General features: G+C 62.4%; 14 protein-coding genes. 6 read left to right on the top strand and 8 right to left on the bottom strand.

What is annotated here, in order from left to right:
* Positions 1-2: 2 nt before the first annotated feature.
* The 7 genes from INR38_RS22980 to INR38_RS22950 form a co-directional block, all read right to left on the bottom strand.
* On the bottom strand, positions 3-1,367 hold the full coding sequence (locus INR38_RS22980) for a branched-chain amino acid ABC transporter permease (RefSeq protein WP_013802771.1): 1,365 nt from the start codon (positions 1,365-1,367) through the stop codon (positions 3-5).
* Between the two features lie 4 nt (positions 1,368-1,371).
* Positions 1,372-2,325 carry a branched-chain amino acid ABC transporter permease gene (locus INR38_RS22975; protein ID WP_013802772.1) on the bottom strand — a complete coding sequence of 318 codons (954 nt, stop codon included), beginning with the start codon at positions 2,323-2,325 and terminating at the stop codon, positions 1,372-1,374.
* Between the two features lie 52 nt (positions 2,326-2,377).
* A complete protein-coding gene (locus tag INR38_RS22970; RefSeq protein ID WP_012205146.1) occupies positions 2,378-3,613 on the bottom strand; it encodes a branched-chain amino acid ABC transporter substrate-binding protein in 1,236 nt (411 codons plus the stop codon).
* A gap of 388 nt (positions 3,614-4,001) precedes the next feature.
* Positions 4,002-5,237: a branched-chain amino acid ABC transporter substrate-binding protein gene (locus tag INR38_RS22965; RefSeq protein ID WP_013802774.1), complete on the bottom strand. Its 1,236-nt coding sequence runs from the start codon at positions 5,235-5,237 to the stop codon at positions 4,002-4,004.
* Positions 5,238-5,406: 169 nt separating this feature from the next.
* The gene (locus INR38_RS22960) at positions 5,407-7,044 is read right to left on the bottom strand and encodes a 3-(methylthio)propionyl-CoA ligase (RefSeq protein WP_207443324.1); all 1,638 of its coding nucleotides are present in this window, start codon (positions 7,042-7,044) and stop codon (positions 5,407-5,409) included.
* A gap of 111 nt (positions 7,045-7,155) precedes the next feature.
* Positions 7,156-8,991 carry a CocE/NonD family hydrolase gene (locus INR38_RS22955; RefSeq protein WP_207443323.1) on the bottom strand — a complete coding sequence of 612 codons (1,836 nt, stop codon included), beginning with the start codon at positions 8,989-8,991 and terminating at the stop codon, positions 7,156-7,158.
* A 102-nt stretch (positions 8,992-9,093) separates the two neighbouring features.
* Entirely contained in the window at positions 9,094-10,806 is a 1,713-nt protein-coding gene (locus INR38_RS22950; protein WP_207443322.1) for a carboxylesterase family protein, read from the bottom strand.
* A 190-nt stretch (positions 10,807-10,996) separates the two neighbouring features.
* On the opposite strand from INR38_RS22950, the gene INR38_RS22945 reads away from it, so the two are divergent.
* The 6 genes from INR38_RS22945 to INR38_RS22920 all read left to right on the top strand — a co-directional run bounded on the left by INR38_RS22945 (position 10,997) and on the right by INR38_RS22920 (position 15,902).
* Positions 10,997-12,013 (top strand): AraC family transcriptional regulator, encoded by a 1,017-nt coding sequence (locus INR38_RS22945; protein ID WP_012205141.1) that lies wholly within the window; start codon positions 10,997-10,999, stop codon positions 12,011-12,013.
* A gap of 69 nt (positions 12,014-12,082) precedes the next feature.
* Complete coding sequence (locus INR38_RS22940; RefSeq protein ID WP_071955434.1) at positions 12,083-13,621, top strand: protein adenylyltransferase SelO; 1,539 nt, start codon at positions 12,083-12,085, stop codon at positions 13,619-13,621.
* A complete protein-coding gene (msrB, locus tag INR38_RS22935) occupies positions 13,618-14,031 on the top strand; it encodes a peptide-methionine (R)-S-oxide reductase MsrB (protein WP_012205139.1) in 414 nt (137 codons plus the stop codon). Before INR38_RS22940 ends, msrB begins: the two co-directional genes overlap by 4 nt.
* Positions 14,032-14,157: 126 nt before the next feature.
* Positions 14,158-14,757 (top strand): septation protein A, encoded by a 600-nt coding sequence (locus INR38_RS22930; protein WP_207443321.1) that lies wholly within the window; start codon positions 14,158-14,160, stop codon positions 14,755-14,757.
* Positions 14,754-15,035 (top strand): BolA family protein, encoded by a 282-nt coding sequence (locus INR38_RS22925; RefSeq protein WP_013802780.1) that lies wholly within the window; start codon positions 14,754-14,756, stop codon positions 15,033-15,035. The genes INR38_RS22930 and INR38_RS22925 overlap by 4 nt, the downstream gene beginning before the upstream one ends.
* A gap of 81 nt (positions 15,036-15,116) precedes the next feature.
* A complete protein-coding gene (locus INR38_RS22920) occupies positions 15,117-15,902 on the top strand; it encodes a peptidylprolyl isomerase (protein WP_123691391.1) in 786 nt (261 codons plus the stop codon).
* Between the two features lie 912 nt (positions 15,903-16,814).
* Here the strand turns inward: INR38_RS22920 and INR38_RS22915 are convergent.
* A complete protein-coding gene (locus tag INR38_RS22915; RefSeq protein ID WP_207443320.1) occupies positions 16,815-18,935 on the bottom strand; it encodes a S8/S53 family peptidase in 2,121 nt (706 codons plus the stop codon).
* Positions 18,936-19,274: the final 339 nt, after the last annotated feature.

The following is a 19,274-nucleotide window of genomic DNA, read 5'->3' as shown; positions in this document are numbered from 1 at the left end:
GTTCAGCCCTCCCCGCGCTTGATGGCTTCTTCGATTTCTTCCTGGATGCGCTCCCAGCGGCGCAGGCACCAGCGCCTGGCCACTTCCAGCAGGCCCAGGCCCACCACGAAGATGGCAACGGCCACGGTCCAGGTCGATGCCGAGCTGGTATCGAGCTGCACGCCCATGAACGAGACCTGCGGACCCAGGGCCGCATTGAGCTGCAGGTGGTAGATCATCTCGACGATGGCCGCGCCGCCCACGATCATGACCAGTGCGCTGGCCGCGATGGCCAGGTAGGGCTGGGCCAGCCGGCGCCACTTGCCGAAGCGCGCCACGCGCAGGTTCATCATGATCAGGCTGGCAACGCCGCCCGGTGCGTACATCACCATCAGCAGGAACACCAGGCCCAGGTACAGCAGCCAGGCCTTGGTCAGCTCCGACAGCAGCACCGAGGCCAGCACCAGCAGCACGGCGCCGATGATGGGCCCGAAGAAGAAGGTGGCGCCGCCCAGGAAGGTGAACAGCAGGTACGAGCCCGAGCGCATGACGCTCACGCTGTCCATGGCCGTGATGATCTCGAAGTTGATGGCTGCAAGCCCCCCGCCCACGCCTGCGAAGAAGCCCGCGATGATGAAGGAGAAGTAGCGCACGCGCTGCGTGTTGTAGCCCACGAACTCCACGCGCTCGGGGTTGTCGCGCACGGCGTTGAGCATGCGGCCCAGAGGCGTGCCCGTGAAGGCGAACATGGCGGCCGTGCAGATGAAGCAGTAGGCAGCGATCAGGTAGTACACCTCCATGCCCGAGCCGAAGGTCAGCCCGAAGAAGGGCTTGCCATAGACGCGGTCGGTGGTGATGCCGCCCTCGCCCCCGAAGAACTCGGGGAACATCAGCGCCATGGACGCCACCAGCTCGCCGATGCCCATGGTGATCATGGCGAAGGTGGTGCCCGACTTCTTGGTGGTCACATAGCCCAGCAGGGCCGCGAAGAACATGCCGCCCAGGCCGCCGATGATGGGAATCAGCACCAGCGGAATGCCCCAGTCGCCGGAGCTGGCCCGGTTCATCGCATGGATGGCGATGAACGAGCCCAACCCCGTGTAGACCGCATGGCCGAAGCTCAGCATGCCGCCCTGCCCCAGCAGGATGTTGTAGGACAGGCAGATGATGATGAGATAGCCGATCTGGCTGAGCATGGTCAGCGCCAGGCTGCTGGTGAAAACCAGCGGCGCGACGATCAGCGCCAGGGCGAAGGCGCCCCAGATCAGGATGCGGCCGATGTTGAGCGGCTGGAAGCTGTAGTGGCGCCCTGCGCCCGCAGCCCCCGAAGCGCCCGGAACGCCTTTTGCGGCAGTGGATGTCATGGTCGTTTTGGTGATCGAGGACATGGTGTCAATCTCCCCGCGTGCCCAGGAGGCCCTTGGGCCGGAAGATGAGGATCAGCACCAGGAACAGGTAGGGCAGGATGGGCGCGACCTGGGAGATGGTGAGCTTGAGCAACGGCCAGCCAAAGGTCTGCTCGCCGACCGGGCTGCCCAGCGAGGTCAGCAGGCTGGCCAGCGACCAGTCGATGGCCACGGCAAAGGTCTGCACGACGCCGATCAGCAGCGATGCCACGAAGGCCCCCGCCAGCGAGCCCATGCCGCCGACCACCACCACCACGAAGATGATGGAGCCGACCGACATGGCCATGGCCGGCTCGGTCACATAGGTGTTGCCGCCGATGACGCCGGCCAGCCCCGCCAGCGCGCAGCCGCCGCCGAACACCATCATGAACACGCGCGGCACGTTGTGGCCCAGCGCCTCCACCATCTCGGGGTTCTTGAGCGCGGCCTGGATGACCAGGCCGATGCGCGTGCGCGTCAGCAGCAGCCAGACGGCCACCAGCATCAGCAGCGCCAGCAGCATCACGAAGGAGCGCGAGCGCGGGAACTGCGTGCCGTACAGCGTGAACAGCGGACCCTGCAGCGCGGGCGGCAGGCCGTAGGGCACGGTGCCCCGGCCCCAGACCAGCTGCACCACCTCGAGGATGAGATAGGACAGGCCGAAGGTCACGAGCAGTTCGGGCACATGGCCGTACTTGTGCACGCGGCGCAGGCTGTAGCGCTCGAACATGGCGCCCAGCGCGCCCACCAGCAGGGGCGCGACGAACAGCGCGCCCCAGAAGCCGATGATGCCGCTGAGCGTGTAGCCGAAGTACGCGCCCAGCATGTAGAAGCTGGTGTGGGCGAAGTTGAGCACGCCCATCATGCTGAAGATCAGCGTCAGCCCCGAGCTGAGCATGAACAGCAGCAGTCCATAGCTCACGCCGTTGAGCAGCGATATGGTGAAGAACTCAAGCGTCATCGAAAGGCCTTGGTCTCGGTGCGTTGGGGACAGGAAGCGGTGCGGGCCGCTCTCAGGACGGGCGCTTCATCTGGCAGGAGGTGGGCGTGCTGGCCACGTAGGGCTCGTAGTACTTCACCGGAGCGAAGGTGTAGCCCGTGTTCTCTGCGTCATACGGGTTCTTGCCGCCGGCCTTTTCCCAGCGCGTGATGTACAGGCCCTGCTGCAGCTGGTGGTCGGTCTTGCGCATCTCCACTTCGCCATTGAAGCTCTTGAGCTTCATGCCCTCCAGCGCGGCCGCCACCTTGACGGGGTCGGTGCCGCCGGTCTTGACGAAGGCCGCATCCAGCAGCGCGAACACGTGGTAAATCGAGCTTTGCGTGAGGTCGTCGTTCATCTTCTTCTTGAACTCGGCCATCAGCGGCTGGATGGGGCCGCCCATGTTGTAGTGGCCGTAGCCCACCGTGTAGACCTTGCCGTCGGAGGCCGCGCCCATGGCCGTGGGCGAGCCCGAGCCGAAGGCGTAGTAGGTGTAGAACTTGACGTTGTTCAGGCCCGCGTCGTTGGCGGCCTTGAGCAGCAGCGACAGGTCCGAGCCCCAGTTACCCGTGATCACCGTGTCGGCGCCCGATTGCTTGATCTTGGCGATGTAGGGCGCGAAGTCGCGCACCTGGGCCAGGGGCGCGAAGTCGTCGCCCACCACCTGCACATCAGGCCGCTTGGCCTTGAGCATTTCCTTGGCGTACTTGGATACCTGCTGGCCGTGCGAGTAGTTCTGGTTGATCAAGTAGACCTTCTTGACCTCGGGCACATCCTTCATATAGGTCGTCAGCGCTTCCATCTTCATGGAGGTGTCGGCATCCAGGCGGAAGTGCCAGTAGCTGCACTTGCTGTTGGTGAGGTCCGGGTCCACCGCCGCGTAGTTGAGGTAGACGACTTCCTTGCCCTTGTTGCGTGCGTTGTGCTTTTCCAGCGCATCCATGATGGCCAGGGCCGGGCCCGAGCCGTTGCCCTGCACCACGTAGCGTGCGCCCTGGTCCATGGCCGAACGCAGCACGGCCGTGGTCTCCTGCGGGCTGAGCTTGTTGTCCAGCGGGATGATCTCGAACTTCACGCCCGAGGCATTTTTCCTGTTGAACTCCTCGGCCATCAGCTGGAAGGTCTTGAGCTGGTTCGTGCCCACGGCGGCCATCAGACCCGACAGCGGATCGATCCAGCCGATCTTCACCGTCTCGCCCTTTTGCGCCCAGGCGCCCGATGCACAGGCCAGCATGGCCGAGGCGGCCACCGAATGCACGATCCACTTCATTTTTCTGTCTCCTTTTTCCGGTTGATTCGGATATCTGTATTGGCGCCAGACTAACGCCTGAATGACAATTTCCCTCTGGGGAATGCCTTAGAAACTATCGCGCATGCGACTTGGCTGCGGCCCTGGACACATTGGCGACAGATCGCCATCGATCAGGCCAGAAAACCGTGTTTTGCCTGATTTCAGGCAAAAAAAGGGGCGCCTCGCGCCCCTTTGCGAAGTCATGCGTTCTCCCGTATATCAATGAGCCATGGCGATCAGCCAGAAACTGGCTTGTCGCAACGAGGAGGCACCGAGGAAGGGCCGCCCCGCACTGAGGGTGCCGTCCCCCTCCCGCGAAGCGAGAGAGGGGGAAGCGGCGCAGCCGCTCAGGGGGAGGCTTTTCATTTCAGGAAGGCCGTTTCATCTCGCATGAAGTCGGCGTGCTGGCCACATAGGGCTCGTAGTACTTCACGGGAACAAAGGTGTAGCCGGTGTTCTCCGAATCCATCGGGTACTTGCCGCCGGCCTTTTCCCAGCGCGCGATGAACAGGCCCTGCTGCAGCTGGTGGTCGCTCTTGCGCATCTCCACTTCGCCGTTGAGGCTGTTGAACTTCATGCCTTCCATGGTGGCAGCCACCTTGGCCGGGTCCGTGGTCTTGGCGCGCAGGAAGGCCTGGTCCAGCATGGTCAGGCCCGAGTACAGCGAGCCCGTGTACATGTCGTCGTTGAACTTGGCCTTGTAGCCCTTGGTGATGCGGTCCAGCGGGCCGGGCAGGTTCATGTGGCCGTAGCCCACCATGTAGACCTTGTCGGCCGCAGCCGCGCCCATGGCCGTGGGCGCGCCGGTGGCGATGGCGTAGTAGGTGTAGAACTTGACGTTGTTCAGGCCCGCGTCGCTGGCGGCCTTGATCAGCAGCGCCAGGTCCGAGCCCCAGTTGCCCGTGATCACCGAGTCGGCGCCCGACTGCTTGATCTTGGCGATGTAGGGTGCGAAGTCGCGCACCTGGGCCAGCGGCGAGAAGTCGTCGCCCACGATCTCCACATCGGGGCGCTTGCGCTTGAGCATCTCCTTGGCGTATTTGGAGACCTGCTGGCCGTGCGAGTAGTTCTGGTTGATCAGGTAGACCTTCTTGACCTCGGGCACGTCCTTCATATAGGTCGTCAGCGCTTCCATCTTCATGGAGGTGTCCGCATCCAGGCGGAAGTGCCAGTAGCTGCACTTGCTGTTGGTCAGGTCCGGGTCCACGGCCGCGTAGTTGAGGTAGACGACTTCCTTGCCCTTGTTGCGCGCGTTGTGCTTTTCCAGCGCATCCATGATGGCCAGGGCCGGGCCCGAGCCGTTGCCCTGGAAGACGTAGCGCACGCCCTGGTCCATGGCCGAGCGCAGGGCCGCCGTGGTTTCCTGCGGGCTGAGCTTGTTGTCGATGCCGATGATTTCGAACTTCACGCCCGAGGCCGTGCCCTTGTTGAGCTCCTCGGCGATGTACTGCAGGCTCTTGAGCTGGTTGGACCCCAGCGCGGCCATGAGGCCGGACAGCGGGTCGATCCACGCAACCTTCACCGTCTCGCCCTTCTGGGCCATGGCGCCCGTGGCGCAAGCCAGGGCCAGGGATGCCGTCAATGCCTTGATCGCAAACTTCATGAAGCGTCTCCTCTTGTGGTGGTTTCTGGGCGAGGCCCAGGGTAATGGCCCCTGTGCCCTGCCCTGATCGGTGATTGCCCCTAGCGGCTATCGCCGACGAGACTCGGACCGGCCGCCCCGGCCAGGACATGCCCCCGCATGCCCTGGCCCGGTGGCCGCCCGCAACGGCTCAAAGCCCCGGCAGCCGGTAGCCGGCCAGCTGCTCGCGCAGCCGGGTCTTGAGCATTTTTCCGGTGGCGCCCAGCGGAATGGCATCGACGAAGACCACGTCGTCGGGGATCTGCCACTTGGCGGTCTTGCCCTCGTAGAACTTGAGCAGTTCCTCGCGCGTGACCTCGGCGCCGGGCTTCTTCGCCACGGCGACGATGGGGCGCTCGTCCCACTTGGGATGCGGCATGCCGATGCAGGCGGCCATGGCCACGGCCGGATGGGCCATGGCGATGTTCTCGATGTCGATGGAGCTGATCCACTCGCCGCCGGACTTGATCACGTCCTTGCTGCGGTCGGTGATCTGCATGAAGCCGTCCGGGTCGATGGTGGCCACGTCGCCCGTGGGGAACCAGCCGCGGCCCTGCGCGTCCTTGACCAGCGGGCTCTCGCCCTTGAAGTAGCTGTCCACGATCCAGGGGCCGCGCACCAGCAGGTCGCCATAGCTCTTGCCGTCCCAGGGCTGGTCGGTGCCGTCGCTGTCGACGATGCGCAAGTCCACGCCGTAGATGGCGCGGCCCTGCTTTTGCAGGATCTTCATCTGCTCGTCCTTGGGCAGCTGCAGCTGCTTGTTCTTGAGCGTGCACAGCGTGCCCAGCGGGCTCATCTCGGTCATGCCCCAGGCATGCAGCACCTCCACGCCGAACTCGTCCTGGAAGGCCGTGATCATGGCCGGCGGGCAGGCGGAGCCGCCGATCACCGTGCGCTTGAGCGTGGAAAACCGCAGGCCGCCCGGCCTGATGTGGCCCAGCAGCATCTGCCAGACCGTGGGCACGCCGGCCGCGTAGGTCACGCCTTCGGCCTCGATCAGCTCGTACAGCGACTTGCCGTCCAGCGCCGGGCCGGGAAACACCAGCTTGCAGCCCGTGAGCGCGGCCGAGTAGGGAATGCCCCAGGCGTTGACGTGGAACATGGGCACGACGGGCAGCACCGAGTCGCGCGCCGATATGCACATCACATCGGGCAGCGCGGCCGCGTAGGCGTGCAGCGTGGTGGAGCGGTGGCTGTAGAGCACGGCCTTCGGGTTGCCCGTGGTGCCGCTGGTGTAGCACATGCTGGAGGCCGTGTTCTCGTCGAATTCGGGCCACTGGTACTGGTCGGGCTGGCCGCCAATCCAGTCCTCGTAGCTGACCAGGCCCGGAATGCCGCTGTCGGCGGGCAGGTGGTCCGCATCGCACAACGCCACCCACTGGCGCACCGTGGGGCACTTGGCATGCACGGCCTGGATGATGGGCAGGAAGGTCAGGTCAAAGCACATGACGCGGTCTTCCGCGTGGTTGATGATCCACGCCACCTGGTCGGGGTGCAGGCGCGGGTTGACCGTGTGCAGCACGCGGCCCGAGCCGCTGACGCCGAAGTACATCTCCATGTGGCGGTAGCCGTTCCAGGCCAGCGAGGCCACGCGGTCGCCGGGCTGCAGGCCCAGGCCGTCCAGCGTGTTCGCCAGCTGGCGCGAACGCCGTGCCAGGTCGCGGTACGTATAGCGATGGATATCGCCCTCCACCCTGCGCGAGACGATCTCCGCATCGCCATGGTGGCGGTCGGCGAAGTCGATCAGCGACGAGATCAACAGTGGTTGGCTTTGCATCAGACCCAGCATCTATAGGCTCCTAAGGTGATTGAACTTCGTGAACGTCGTGAACTGCGGACCGCGGATTCGCGCAAGGCCGAGGACCTGGTGCGCGATGCCGCTGCCCGCATGGAGGGTGGCTCAGGCCGGCGCCCTGGGTCCGATCCCGGCAGGGACAGGCGCATTGTTTTTCCGGCATGGTTGACGCATTGTCTTGTCGCAACTCGGCAGCGTCTTCGCATGCTCGTATGGGATATACCCTAGGACGATGCTGGAGGCATGCGCCGCGTCATGCCACAGCGTGTTCGTGGACGGCGTCTTGTCGTTGCCGAAGATCCAGTATCCGGTCTGCGATGGCGAATCCACTGTCACGCGAATGCTTGAACCGGCGCGGAACACATGCGCGAATTTCTGGATCTCCACCCGCATCAACTGGGGCTGGCCGGCGACCAGTGGCACATCCTTGTCCCGTGTGTAGGCACCCCAGGGACGCAGCGCCGTGGAACGGCTCTCATCGAGCGCACGCTTGGACGCACGCAGCCAGCCGCGCTGCACGAACATCTCCTGCCCGTCCGGCCGCACCTCGGATACGGTGACCTGGATGTCGGTATTGGCGGCCGTGGCGCTGAGCCACAGGTCGGCCGAGCCTTCGCCATAGAAGCTCAGGTCCTGCGGCAGGGCCGCCGTGGTGAAGACCAGCTGGCCATCCTTTTCCGAAGCGGGCACGGCGGGCCAGCCTTCGGCCGCCGGGTTGTTCACCTGCGGACTCAGGGCCGGATAGCGGTAGCTGGACGAAGCCGTGCCTGAGGCGGGTGCGCTGTCGCCCAGCGCCTGGCCGGGCTGCATCCACAGGCGCAGGGGCTTGACCTGGACAGGCAGCCGGTCAAACCGGGCCTCGCCCGTGGGCATGAGCTTGGCGCCGCCATTGAGGGCCTTGGCGTCCGTGGTCTGCATCTCCTGCAGCAGGCGCACGCGCGGCTCCTTGTCGAAGCCGTTGTCCTCGCCCTTGACGAAGCGCGCCAGGAAGCGCTTCAAGGTCTGGTCGATATGGTCCGAGGTGATGTTCGTGTGGTGGTCGCCGTTGGAGCTGACCAGCCACATCCTGTCGGGCGCAATGGTGTCCTCGTAGTAGCCCGAGCGCGGGCCGATCTGCTCGTCCTGCCAGGACTGCGTGCCCAGCGTGGGGATATTGATCTTGCCGCTTTGCAGCATGGCGCTGCGCTCCAGGTACAGGCCATCGGCATAGGGGTTGTCCAGCCACTTGATCAGGTCCAGCTCGGGCCGCTTGATCTTCTCGATGTTGTCGGCCACCGTCTTGGCGCATTCCGTGTCGCCGCCGTTCTTCACCGCCAGGTCGGCGGCCGTGCGCCAGATGCGCGGGAAGCCGTTCCACCACTGCGCCGGAAAGCCGATGTTGGCAATGCCGCCCGGATAGCCCACGTCCCGGTAGGGATCGCCCACATTCTTGCTGGGCGTGATCGCCAGCAGCCCCTTGGGCCGGTGTGCCGCCACCCACAGCTGGTTGTAGCCCGAGTACGAGTAGCCGATCATGCCGATGCGGCCGTTGGACCAGGCCTGCCGCCCGGCCCATTCGATGGCAAAGGCACCGGCCGCACCTACGCTGGCGTCAAACACCTTGTCATCCCCCGTGGAGCAGCCCGTGCCCGGCACGTTCAGCCCCATGACCGCATAGCCTTCCTTGGTCCAGGGACTGCTGATGTTGGGGTACGAGCCCGAGATATAGCCGTCGTACTCGACCAGCAGCGGGAACGGGCCCTGCCCCTCGGGCAGCAACAGCGAGTAGCGCATCCTGCTGCCGTCCGGCAGGGTGATGTAGCCCGATTGCTGGCCCGGCCCCATGGGCGCGGGCATGCCCGACGATCCCCCTCCGCAGGCGGCCAGGCCCACGGCGGCGGCCGCAATGGCCCCCGCCAGCGGCCAGCGCCAGGCATGTGTGAAAACGGTCTTGACTGTCATGGGTACTTGTCTCCTTCGTTGTTGTTGGCTATCTCTTGGGGCTTGCCGCGGCAAGCCCCTGCTCGCTCATCTACTCGCTCACCTGCCCGCTCAACGGCTCTCTCACTGCAGCCGGATGCTGGTCGCGCCCGGCTCGGCGTCGAAGATCAGGCTGGACGGCCAGGGCTTCCATGTCTGGCCCAGGGCCGCGTTCTGCGGATTGCCCGTCTGCATGAAGGCCTTGAGGCTGGCCATCATGGCGTTCGACAGCGCCAGCCGGCCCGGGGCATTGGCCGTGCTGTTGGTCACGCGGGAGAACACGGAGGGCCCGAAGTTGCCGAAGAGAAAAGGCAGATCGAAGGCATGGGCCGCGCCGTAGACCGTGTTCCAGGGCGCGGGCTGGCGCGCCCAGTCGAAGCGGTAGCTCCAGACCTCGGCCTGCCGGGTGCGCAGCGTGTTGAGCAACTGGTCGCGGCTGGGATCGGCGAACAGATGGGTCAGTTGCGCCATGCGGGCGTTGTAGCCGGTGACCGGCGTATCGACGGGCAGGTAGGCGGCATCGATGATGTCGGCCAGGACCGGCGCGTTGGGCGACTGCGCATCGAAGGACTGCATCATGCGAAAGCGCGCCGCATCATCGATCCTGAAGCCCGGCTTGCCGCCCAGCGCCGCCAGCAGGGGCGCGAACAGCTTGCCCTCCTCGGCCGTGTAGCCGGCCATCACGGGCATGCGGTTGTATTGGCCCGCAGCCAGCGCAGCCATGGGATCGGTGGGCAGCAGCAGGCCGTCGGGAATCGGTCCCGCGCCCGTCAGGCCCTTGGCCACCAGGGTCTGCAGCAGCACGCGCGCGTCCTTGCCGCGCAGGTAGGCCGCAATCTGCGCCGGTGTCCAGCCGGCAGCCACCGTGGCCGCAGCCGCCACATCGGCAGCCAGCCCATCGGCCACCATCAGATGGGCCAGCAGCAGCGCGGACTGGGTGGCGTAGGCCGAAGCCGGCTTGAGCGTGGCCAGCACGCCGGCCGGCAGGTTGGATGGAAGCGACAGCCCGCCGCTGATGGGCACCAGCCTGTGGAACAGGCCGCGCGCCGACTCGGCCGCCAGCAGCGCCAGCACATTGGTGGCACCTGCCGACTGGCCCATGAGCGTGACATTGCCCGGATCGCCGCCAAAGCCCGCGATATTGCGCTGCACAAAGCGCAGCGCCTGCAGGTTGTCCAGCAGCGCGAAGTTGCCCGTGGCCGGCGCGCCGGCCTGCATCTGCGGCATGTGCATGTAGCCCAGGATGTCCAGCCGGTAGTTGGCCGTCACCACCACGGCATTGGCGGCGCGCGCCAGGGCCGCGCCGTCATACAGCGGATCGGCCGTATAGCCCGAGATGGCGCTGCCGCCGTGGATGAACACCAGCACCGGCAGCTTCTCGGCACCGCTGGCCGGGCGCCAGATGTTGAGCGTCAGGCAGTCCTCGCTGCCCACGGGCTGGCCCAGGGTGGAGGCAATGGTGTCGTCGAAGCGGTTGTTGGCTCCCGGGCCGTACATGCGCCCGATCTGCAGGCAGGCATTGCCGAACTGGCGCGCCTCGCGCACGCCCTCCCAGGCCTTGGGCTCGGCCGGCGGCTGCCAGCGCAGCGCGCCCACAGGCGCCTGGGCAAAGGGCACGCCCTTCCAGTAATAGGTGCCCGTGGCGGCGCCATCGTCCACGCCGCGCAAGGGGCCGTAGGCCGTCTCGCGCAGTTCGGGGCCTCCGCCGCCCGAGCCGCCGCAGGCCGCGAGCCACAAAGCCATTGAAGCCACGGCCAGGCGTATGCCGCCAGCCATCCACCGCTGTCCTGTGCGCATGCTTGTCTCCTGAATGGTTTTTGGGGTTTCCCGTATGGGCCGCGCCGGGCCCATGGGTCACACTGCGCAGTCGTTCGCCGCGCTGCAAAAATTCTAGGAACAGCGCGGCAAAACGCCGCTATCGCAACCACGCCAAAACAGTGACTTCAGAACGCAAACAGCGCCCCGAATGGCCCAGGAAAACCCGGTCATGACAACGCAGCGCAGCAGCTCCGCCGCCTGGGTGCGCGGCATCCTGGACATGATGGCCACCGAAGGGCTGGCCCCGCAAAGCCTGTGCGCCGCAGCCGATATCGACCTTGCCGCACTGCAGCATTCGCAGGCCCGTACCGATGTGGACCGCGTGAGCCGGCTCTGGGAGCTGGCCGTGGCCCAGTCCGCCAATCCCACGCTGGGGCTGGACCGGCAACTGGCCGCGCGCCACGGCAACATCGATCTGGTCGGCTACTCGCTGGCTTCGGGCCCGCACCTGCTGGCCGGCTTCCGCGACCTGGAACGCCACATGGCCGTGATCTCGGACGCAACGTCCTTCACGCTGGAGCGCGATGCGCGCGGCTACTGGTTGTCCATACATCACATCGGCGCCACAAGGCCCGTGCCGCGCCAGCGCGTGGAGTTCGCCGTGCTCACGCTGCTGGTGCTGTGCAACTGGCTGACGCGGCGCGATGTCCGGCCGCTGGCCGTGGAGTTCATGGCCGAGGCGCCCGCCCCCTCGCACGAGGCCGCCTACCGCGCAGCCTTCGGCCTGCTGCCGCGCTTCGGCGAGGACGCGAACCGCTTCCTGCTGTCCGAGGCCGACCTGCTCGCCCCCATTCCCACGCACAACCCCGAACTGCTGGCACTGCACGAAAAGCTGGTCGAAACCGAACTCGACCACCTGGGCCAGGCCGGCGTGGGCGCGCGCGTGCGCCACGAGATCGCGCGCCTGCTGCCCCAGGGCGAGCCGCGCCGCGAAGACGTGGCCAGCCTGCTGGGCCTGACCGACCGCACCTTGCAGCGCCGCCTGCAGGCCGAAGACACCAGCTACCAGCAACTGCTGGACGAAACCCGGCGCGAGCTGGCCCTGCAGTACCTGGGCGAGCCGCGCCGCAGCCTGGCCGAGGTGGCCGACCTGCTGGGCTTTGTGGACCAGAGCAACCTCTTTCGCGCCTGCCGCCGCTGGTTCGGCATGCCGCCGGGCCAGTACCGGCAGCAACTGCGTGCGTGAATGCATGGGGTGAATGCGCGCATGAACCTTGCGCCCCACGGGGCATAGGCGCTGGGGGACAATTCCCGCATGAACCTGCATGCTGCCGCCGAAGGCCAGGCTCCGGCGACCTCCCCACGCCCTCCCATCTCCTGGCAAGACGGCTTCGCCGCCCTGGGCCCGGACTTCTTCACCCATCTGCGCCCCACGCCGCTGCCCGAGCCGCACTGGATTGCCACCAGCACCGGCACCGCCGAGCTGCTGGGCCTGGACCCGCAGTGGCTGGCCTCCGATGAGGCCCTGCAGGCGCTCACCGGCAATGCCGTGCTGCCCGGCAGCCATCCGCTGGCCAGCGTCTACAGCGGCCACCAGTTCGGCGTCTGGGCCGGCCAGCTTGGCGACGGCCGTGCCATCTTGCTTGGCGAGACCGCCTCGGGCCAAGAGATTCAGCTCAAGGGCGCGGGCCGCACGCCCTACTCGCGCATGGGCGACGGGCGCGCCGTGCTGCGCTCGTCCATCCGCGAGTTCCTGTGCAGCGAGGCCATGCACGCCCTGGGCATTCCCACCACGCGCGCGCTGAGCCTGACCGGATCGCCCGCCCCCATTCGCCGCGAAGAGATCGAGACCGCCGCCGTGGTGGCACGCGTGGCGCCCAGCTTCATACGCTTCGGCCACTTCGAGCACTTTGCGGCGCGCGACCAGATAGCGCCTTTGCGCCAACTGGCCGACTACGTGATCGACCGCTACTACCCCGAATGCCGCACGGCCGAGGCACTGGCCGGCAACGCCTACGCCAACTTCCTGCAGGCCGTGAGCGAGCGCACGGCGCGGCTGCTGGCGCACTGGCAGGCCGTGGGCTTTTGCCATGGCGTGATGAACACCGACAACATGAGCATCCTGGGCCTGACCATCGACTACGGGCCCTTCCAGTTCCTCGATGCCTTCAACCCCGGCCATATCTGCAACCACAGTGACACCCAGGGCCGCTACGCCTTCAACCGCCAGCCCCAGGTGGCCTACTGGAACCTGTACTGCCTGGGCCAGGCCCTGCTGCCGCTGATCGGCGAAGAGGAACTGACCATTGCGGCGCTGGAGTCATACAAGCAGGTGTTTCCGCAGGCCTATGGCGCCCTCATGCTGCGCAAGCTGGGCCTGCCCGAAGATGCGCCAGGCACGCCGCCCGCCGAGGGGCGCTTTGCCGCCCTGGTGAACCCGCTGCTGCAGCTCATGGCCGACAACGCGGTGGACTACACCATCTTCTTCAGCCGCCTGACCGATGCGGTGGCTGCCGGTGCCGGTGCCGGCACGGACCTCGACCTCGAGCCCGTGCGCGACCTGGTGCTGGACCGCGAGGCCTTCGACCGCTGGGCAGCCCTGTACGCACGGCACCTGGCAGGCACGGATGCCGCGGCGGCCGCCGCTTTGATGCAAGAATCGAATCCGCGCTTCGTGCTGCGCAACCACCTGGGAGAGATGGCCATCCGCGCCGCAAAGGCCGGTGACTTCGCTCCCGTGCGCCAATTGCTGGCCGTGCTGCAGACTCCGTTCGACCCCCACGCCGAGCATGCCGAATGGGCAGGCTTCCCGCCCGACTGGGCTTCCTCCATCGAGATCAGCTGTTCATCATGAGCTTTCCCATCCACAAGACCGAACAGGAATGGCAGGCCGAGCTGCAGGCCAAGGGCGCCGAACCTGCCGCCTTCCAGGTGACACGCCATGCAGCCACCGAGCGCCCGTTCACCGGCCGCTATGAGCAGTTCTGGGCCGATGGCAGCTACCACTGTATCTGCTGCGGCAGCAAGCTGTTCGACTCCGACACCAAGTTCGACGCCGGCTGCGGCTGGCCCAGCTTCGACCGCGCCATCCCCGGCGCCATCACCGAAATCGTGGACCGCAGCCACGGCATGGTACGCACCGAAACCGTCTGCAGCCAGTGCGGCGCCCACCTGGGGCATGTATTCCCCGACGGCCCCTCCGACACAGGACTGCGCTACTGCATGAATTCCGCATCGCTGGAATTCGAGCCGCCCAAGGCCTAGGCTCCAGGCCCGCAAAAACCCCAGGCCATGCGGCCCTGCACCGATGCCGGGCCGCGCCGGCTGCGCCACAATGCGCCTGCCAAGCTCAGGCCCCATGCCTGACTCCAAGCCCATCGAAACCTTCCAATGAAGTTACTGATCGACTTTTTCCCCATCATCCTGTTCTTCGTCGCCTTCAAGGTCTGGGGCATCTACACGGCAACGGCCGTGGCCATCGTCGCCACCATTGCCCAGATCGCCTATCTGCGCGTGCGCCACGGCAAGGTCGAGCCCATGCAATGGGTGAGCCTGGGCGTGATCGTGCTGTTCGGCGGCGCCACCTTGCTGGCCCACAACGACACCTTCATCAAGTGGAAGCCCACCGTGCTGTACTGGCTCATGGGCAGCGCCCTGTTGATAGGCCAGCTGGTGTTCCGCAAGAACCTGCTGCGCTCGGTCATGGGCGCGCAGCTGCAACTGCCCGACGACGCATGGCGCACCCTGAACTGGAGCTGGGCGGCGTTCTTCGCGGTCATGGGCGCGCTCAACCTGGTCATCGCCTACCGCTTCGACACCGACACCTGGGTCAACTTCAAGCTGTTCGGCGGCATGGGGCTGATGCTGGTCTTCGTGATCGGCCAGGCCATCTACATGAGCCGCTTCATGCAGGAAGACAAGGGCGAGGCAGCAGCCGCCAGGCCCGACGCCCTGCCCCCGCCTGGCGTGCAGCAGGACAAGCAGCCATGAGCGCGCCCGCCCATCCACTGCCCATCACCGCCGAAGCCATGCAGGCCGTGCTGCGCGAGCGCCTCGCCCCCGATCACCTGGAAGTGATCGACGAGAGCCACCAGCACGCCGGCCATGTGGGCGCCAACGGTACCGGCTTCGGCACGCATTTCCGCGTGCGCATTGCGTCACCTTTGTTTCAAGGCAAGCCACGCGTGGCACGCCATCGCCTTGTGTATGATGCGCTGCAAGAATTCATTGACCAGGGCGCACACGCCATCGCCATCGAGGTTCTTTGAACTTTTACAGGCTCCGACGATTCGGAGCCTGTTGCGTATCCGCGCTATAGAATCAATTTTTCCTTCATATCTGGAATTCGCATGAAAAAACAGCTTCTGACCAGCCTGGTGACTGCCGCCGTGCTGAGCACCGCGGCCCTGTCCGCCTCGGCCCAGAACATCGCCGTCGTCAACGGCAAGGCTGTGCCCAAGGCACGCGCCGAAGCGCTCAAGCAACAGATCGAGCAAAGCGGCCGCCCCGTGACGCCCGAGCTGGAAGGGCAGATCAAGGAAGAAGTCATCGCCCGCGAGATCTTCATGCAGGAAGCCAACAAGCGCAGCCTGGCCAACAGCGAAGCCTACAAGCAGCAGATGGAACTGGCCCGCCAGACCATCCTGATCCGCGCGCTGTTCGAGGACTTCCAGAAGAAGAACCCCGTGACCGACGCCGAAGCCAAGGCCGAGTACGACAAGGCCGTCGCTGCCAACAGCGGCAAGGAATACAAGGCCAGCCACATCCTGGTCGAGTCGGAAGACCGCGCCAAGGCCATCATTGCCGAGATCAAGGCCGGCAAGAAGTTTGAAGACATCGCCAAGAAGGAGTCCAAGGACCCCGGATCCGGCGCCCGTGGCGGTGACCTCGACTGGGCCAACCCCGGCAACTACGTGCCCGAGTTCTCCGAAGCCCTGATCAAGCTCGAAAAGGGTGGCATGACCCAGGAGCCGGTCAAGACCCAGTTCGGCTACCACATCATCCGCCAGGACGACGTGCGTCAGGCCGAGCTGCCCAAGTTCGAGGAAGTCAAACCTGAGATCGTGAAGCAGCTGCAACAGCAAAAGCTGGCGCAATTCCAGGAATCGCTGCGCGAAAAGGCCAAGATCCAGTAAGATGCGTACGAGTCGGCGGTTTTTGCCGTCGGCCTGACCATCACCAGCCCGCCTTGCGCGGGCTCTTTTTTGCCTGCGTCCTTGTATCGACACGTGGGGCTGACTGCCACTTGCACTTCCCCGAAACAGGTCAAAATGGGGGGCATGACGACCTGCCCTGCCGCCTTGCCAATCATTCCTAGAGAGGCCCAAGAGTTGGCAGGTTAACTGAATAAAGGCTCTACGGGTGAACGCTGACCCGCTGTCCGACCTGATGGCCTCTGGGTCGCCTCTGGAAGCCTACAGCTCGCTCAAGGATTGTGGAGGCGTATGTGCCCGCCGGGCATCGACGAATCTACCGCGATGGCCACGCACTCATGGCTGAAGTCATCGGCAATGATCAAGCAGTTGATGCGCCTGCTGTTGCTCAACGAGCCACTGACAAAGTCCAGGCTCCGTATTTGATGACCCATGTCGCGGCCACCAGCGGTGTGCGCTCGCCACGGTACTTCTTGCCCATGTTGCGCTTGCGCACGGCCAAGCCTTGCTCACGGCAAAGGCGAAACACCTTCTTTTGGTTGGTGCCAGGAAACTCTCCCTAGCGCATGTCTTACACACGGCGATACCCAAAGCGCCGCCACTGCATGGCTACATGCCTGGATGCGTTCAGCCAAGCACGCCGTGTGTACATCGGGTAGCTGTGGATGCCGCCAGACATCCCGGGACAGCCCCACAAGACGACAAGCCCGCCGCTCAGAGATCTGAGGGGTGTCCCGCATCTTAGCGATGGCCTTGCGTCTGTCTTGCGGGGCTGGCGTTTGCGCCGAGCCTCGACCTTGAGAGCGCCCAGGTCGAGGTGCACTTCGGCCAGTAGTTTCTGGAGTCGGATGTTCTCGACTTCAAGGCCTCCAACTCTGGCTACACAAAATCAGTTTACGAGAATTTCAATGACCTGACGATTACGCTATTACCTGGAGAAAGAATAATCTCTTTAGGAACCGAATGCTTTAGCACTATAAAACTATTAACATCATCAACAGTCGCATTAGGGGCAGCTGCTTTTATCAAAGCGATCGCCCCAGCAATATGCGGTGCTGCCATTGAAGTTCCATCTGCCACACCATATTGACTGGTCGGTACAGCGGACGCAATTCCCCCTCCTGGGGCAAGAAAAAATTGTCCGGAATACATTATTGGATTACCAATATTGGTAAAATTAGAGAATAGTCCCGTATACTTATTTATTGACCCAACCTTTACAACACCTGAAATACATGACGGATAACCAATACCTCCCCTTATGCCATTATTGCCAGTAGATGCAACCACCGCTACTCCCCGGGATTTTAGATCTGCAACAAGATCGCTGACCTGGGGATTGACTCCATTACAGCTACTTTGATATGCAGATGCCAACGAGCTCAATCCAGAAATACTCAAATTTACAGTCAACTCATACGACCTCGCAACTCTTAACTGACGAATGTAATCAAGACTTTTAACAAGATCGATATCATATACCACGCCATTATTAGGATTCGAACGCTGCCTCGATATTGCATTAATTGCAATTATATTCGAATCAATAGCAACGCCATTCAAGAGACCTCCTTGAGGATGTTGCCCCCCTCTACCGGCAGCAATACCGGCAACATGGGTACCATGCGCACATATGTGATTGGTCGGAAAATTCGGTGTTGGATGGGCTAAAAACCCACAAGGCTCTGCAGCACCAAAAAAGGTATCTGGCAAGGTATCCCCATTGACATCAGGCACGGGACATGTAGTGTAATGATTTGCGTTATTTGTGCCATAACAAGCCTGAAAAATAGTCTTGTTATTAAACATGGGATGCATAGATTGCACACCGCTATCAATCACCGCAATCCATTGAGAAGCCCCTCTTGTATATTGCCATATATACTGAGCATTAGTCCCACCCACACCGCCTGCTGTACTGGTGTTAAGAGATAGCTCCCCTATCGGCTTACTAAAATCAATTTTCTCAATTCGATAGTCAGGATTTTTATATAAGCGAAGAATTGATTCTAGTTTCAATTCGATCGCAGCAGATGCGATTCCTTCCACAATCTGCAGTCTTTCCGTGGCTCCAGGCTCAACTTTTTCTACTATTTCAGAGAAAATCTTTCTAATCTCCTCAGCCTGTGATTTTTTCTCCTCAGGCGTCAATATACCGGAAATTGGGGTATACCCAGGGCAGCGTTTCAAATGGATAATGATCGCCGCATGTCCTGACAGTTCTGCTTCATCTATTGCCGCTGGATCCAAATGAATACCCGATCCATTAATATCAGAATCCAACCTCATATATTTCTTGTTGATCAATCTTATTGATCTTATATCTTTTCTATTTTTCAATTCATATAGACCTTCTATTTTTACCTCCAAATTAATGGACTGAATTTCAGCCAAAGAAGATAGCTCTCCATTTAGCGATCTAGCCCCATCCATCCAGAGTTTTCCAAAATTCTCGGCGTGCAGAGATTTAATAAAATCTCTCTTCCTTTGCATGGGGTCAGATGAACCCAATGCACGCCCTTTCATTTCACCATCGATAGAACTTGCAGGAATGACGCTTACGATTGCGATACCATTGCTTATTATCTCTCGTTCTATTTTTTCAATATCACCATATGGATCATAAATCATTCCAGAATCATTTGCAGGAACAAGCGCTCTGACCAATGGATTTTTGGACAATTTTTCAAGACCAACATTGTTCACATATACAGATAACTGACCCAGCGAGCCTTTCCAGACGGCACCTTCTACATAATATCCCTTGATGCTCTCAAGCAAATCCTCTTGTTCTATTTCAAAGTTGATTTTTGAATTTTTCTGTAGATCATGAATTGAGTTCATCACATTCATGTCAATTAAGACATGCACGTACTTATTATTTCTTGCTTCATTTTCAAGAGAAACAATATCAACATTTTCATGCGAAAAATTATCACTGCCATTTTTATCCTGTGCGGAGTAAGCCACAGAACAAAGCGACACCAAAACTGCAGGAATGATCTTTAAAGACATTATTTCACCTAAATTAAATAATTAAACCCAGCACACTCTTTAATGTTAAATAACAATTAACCTATTCATCCAAGAAAACGCCGCCTTGAATTTTCATTCAATCAAAAAATTAAAAAAGATAGAACCACTGATAACCCAATAGCCTCACAAGTAGCATGCAATTCAGTTCTAGCCATTGACCTTCTATCAAATTCCCGGCAGTAACTTGTAATTGCCGTTTCAAGCCAACTCCCTAAATAGAGTTTGCGACCCGCCTTTTAATAGCAACCTATCGATCGCAACTTATTGATCTGATTGGGTGAAATTCCAGAAAACGAGATTTCACAGGGACCCCAGGGG

The organism is Delftia sp. SD018, assembly GCF_017355445.1.
GTDB classification, from domain to species: domain Bacteria; phylum Pseudomonadota; class Gammaproteobacteria; order Burkholderiales; family Burkholderiaceae_C; genus Comamonas; species Comamonas acidovorans.
Note: the sequence above shows the minus strand (reverse complement) of the source record. Positions and strands in the feature narration are given on the sequence as shown.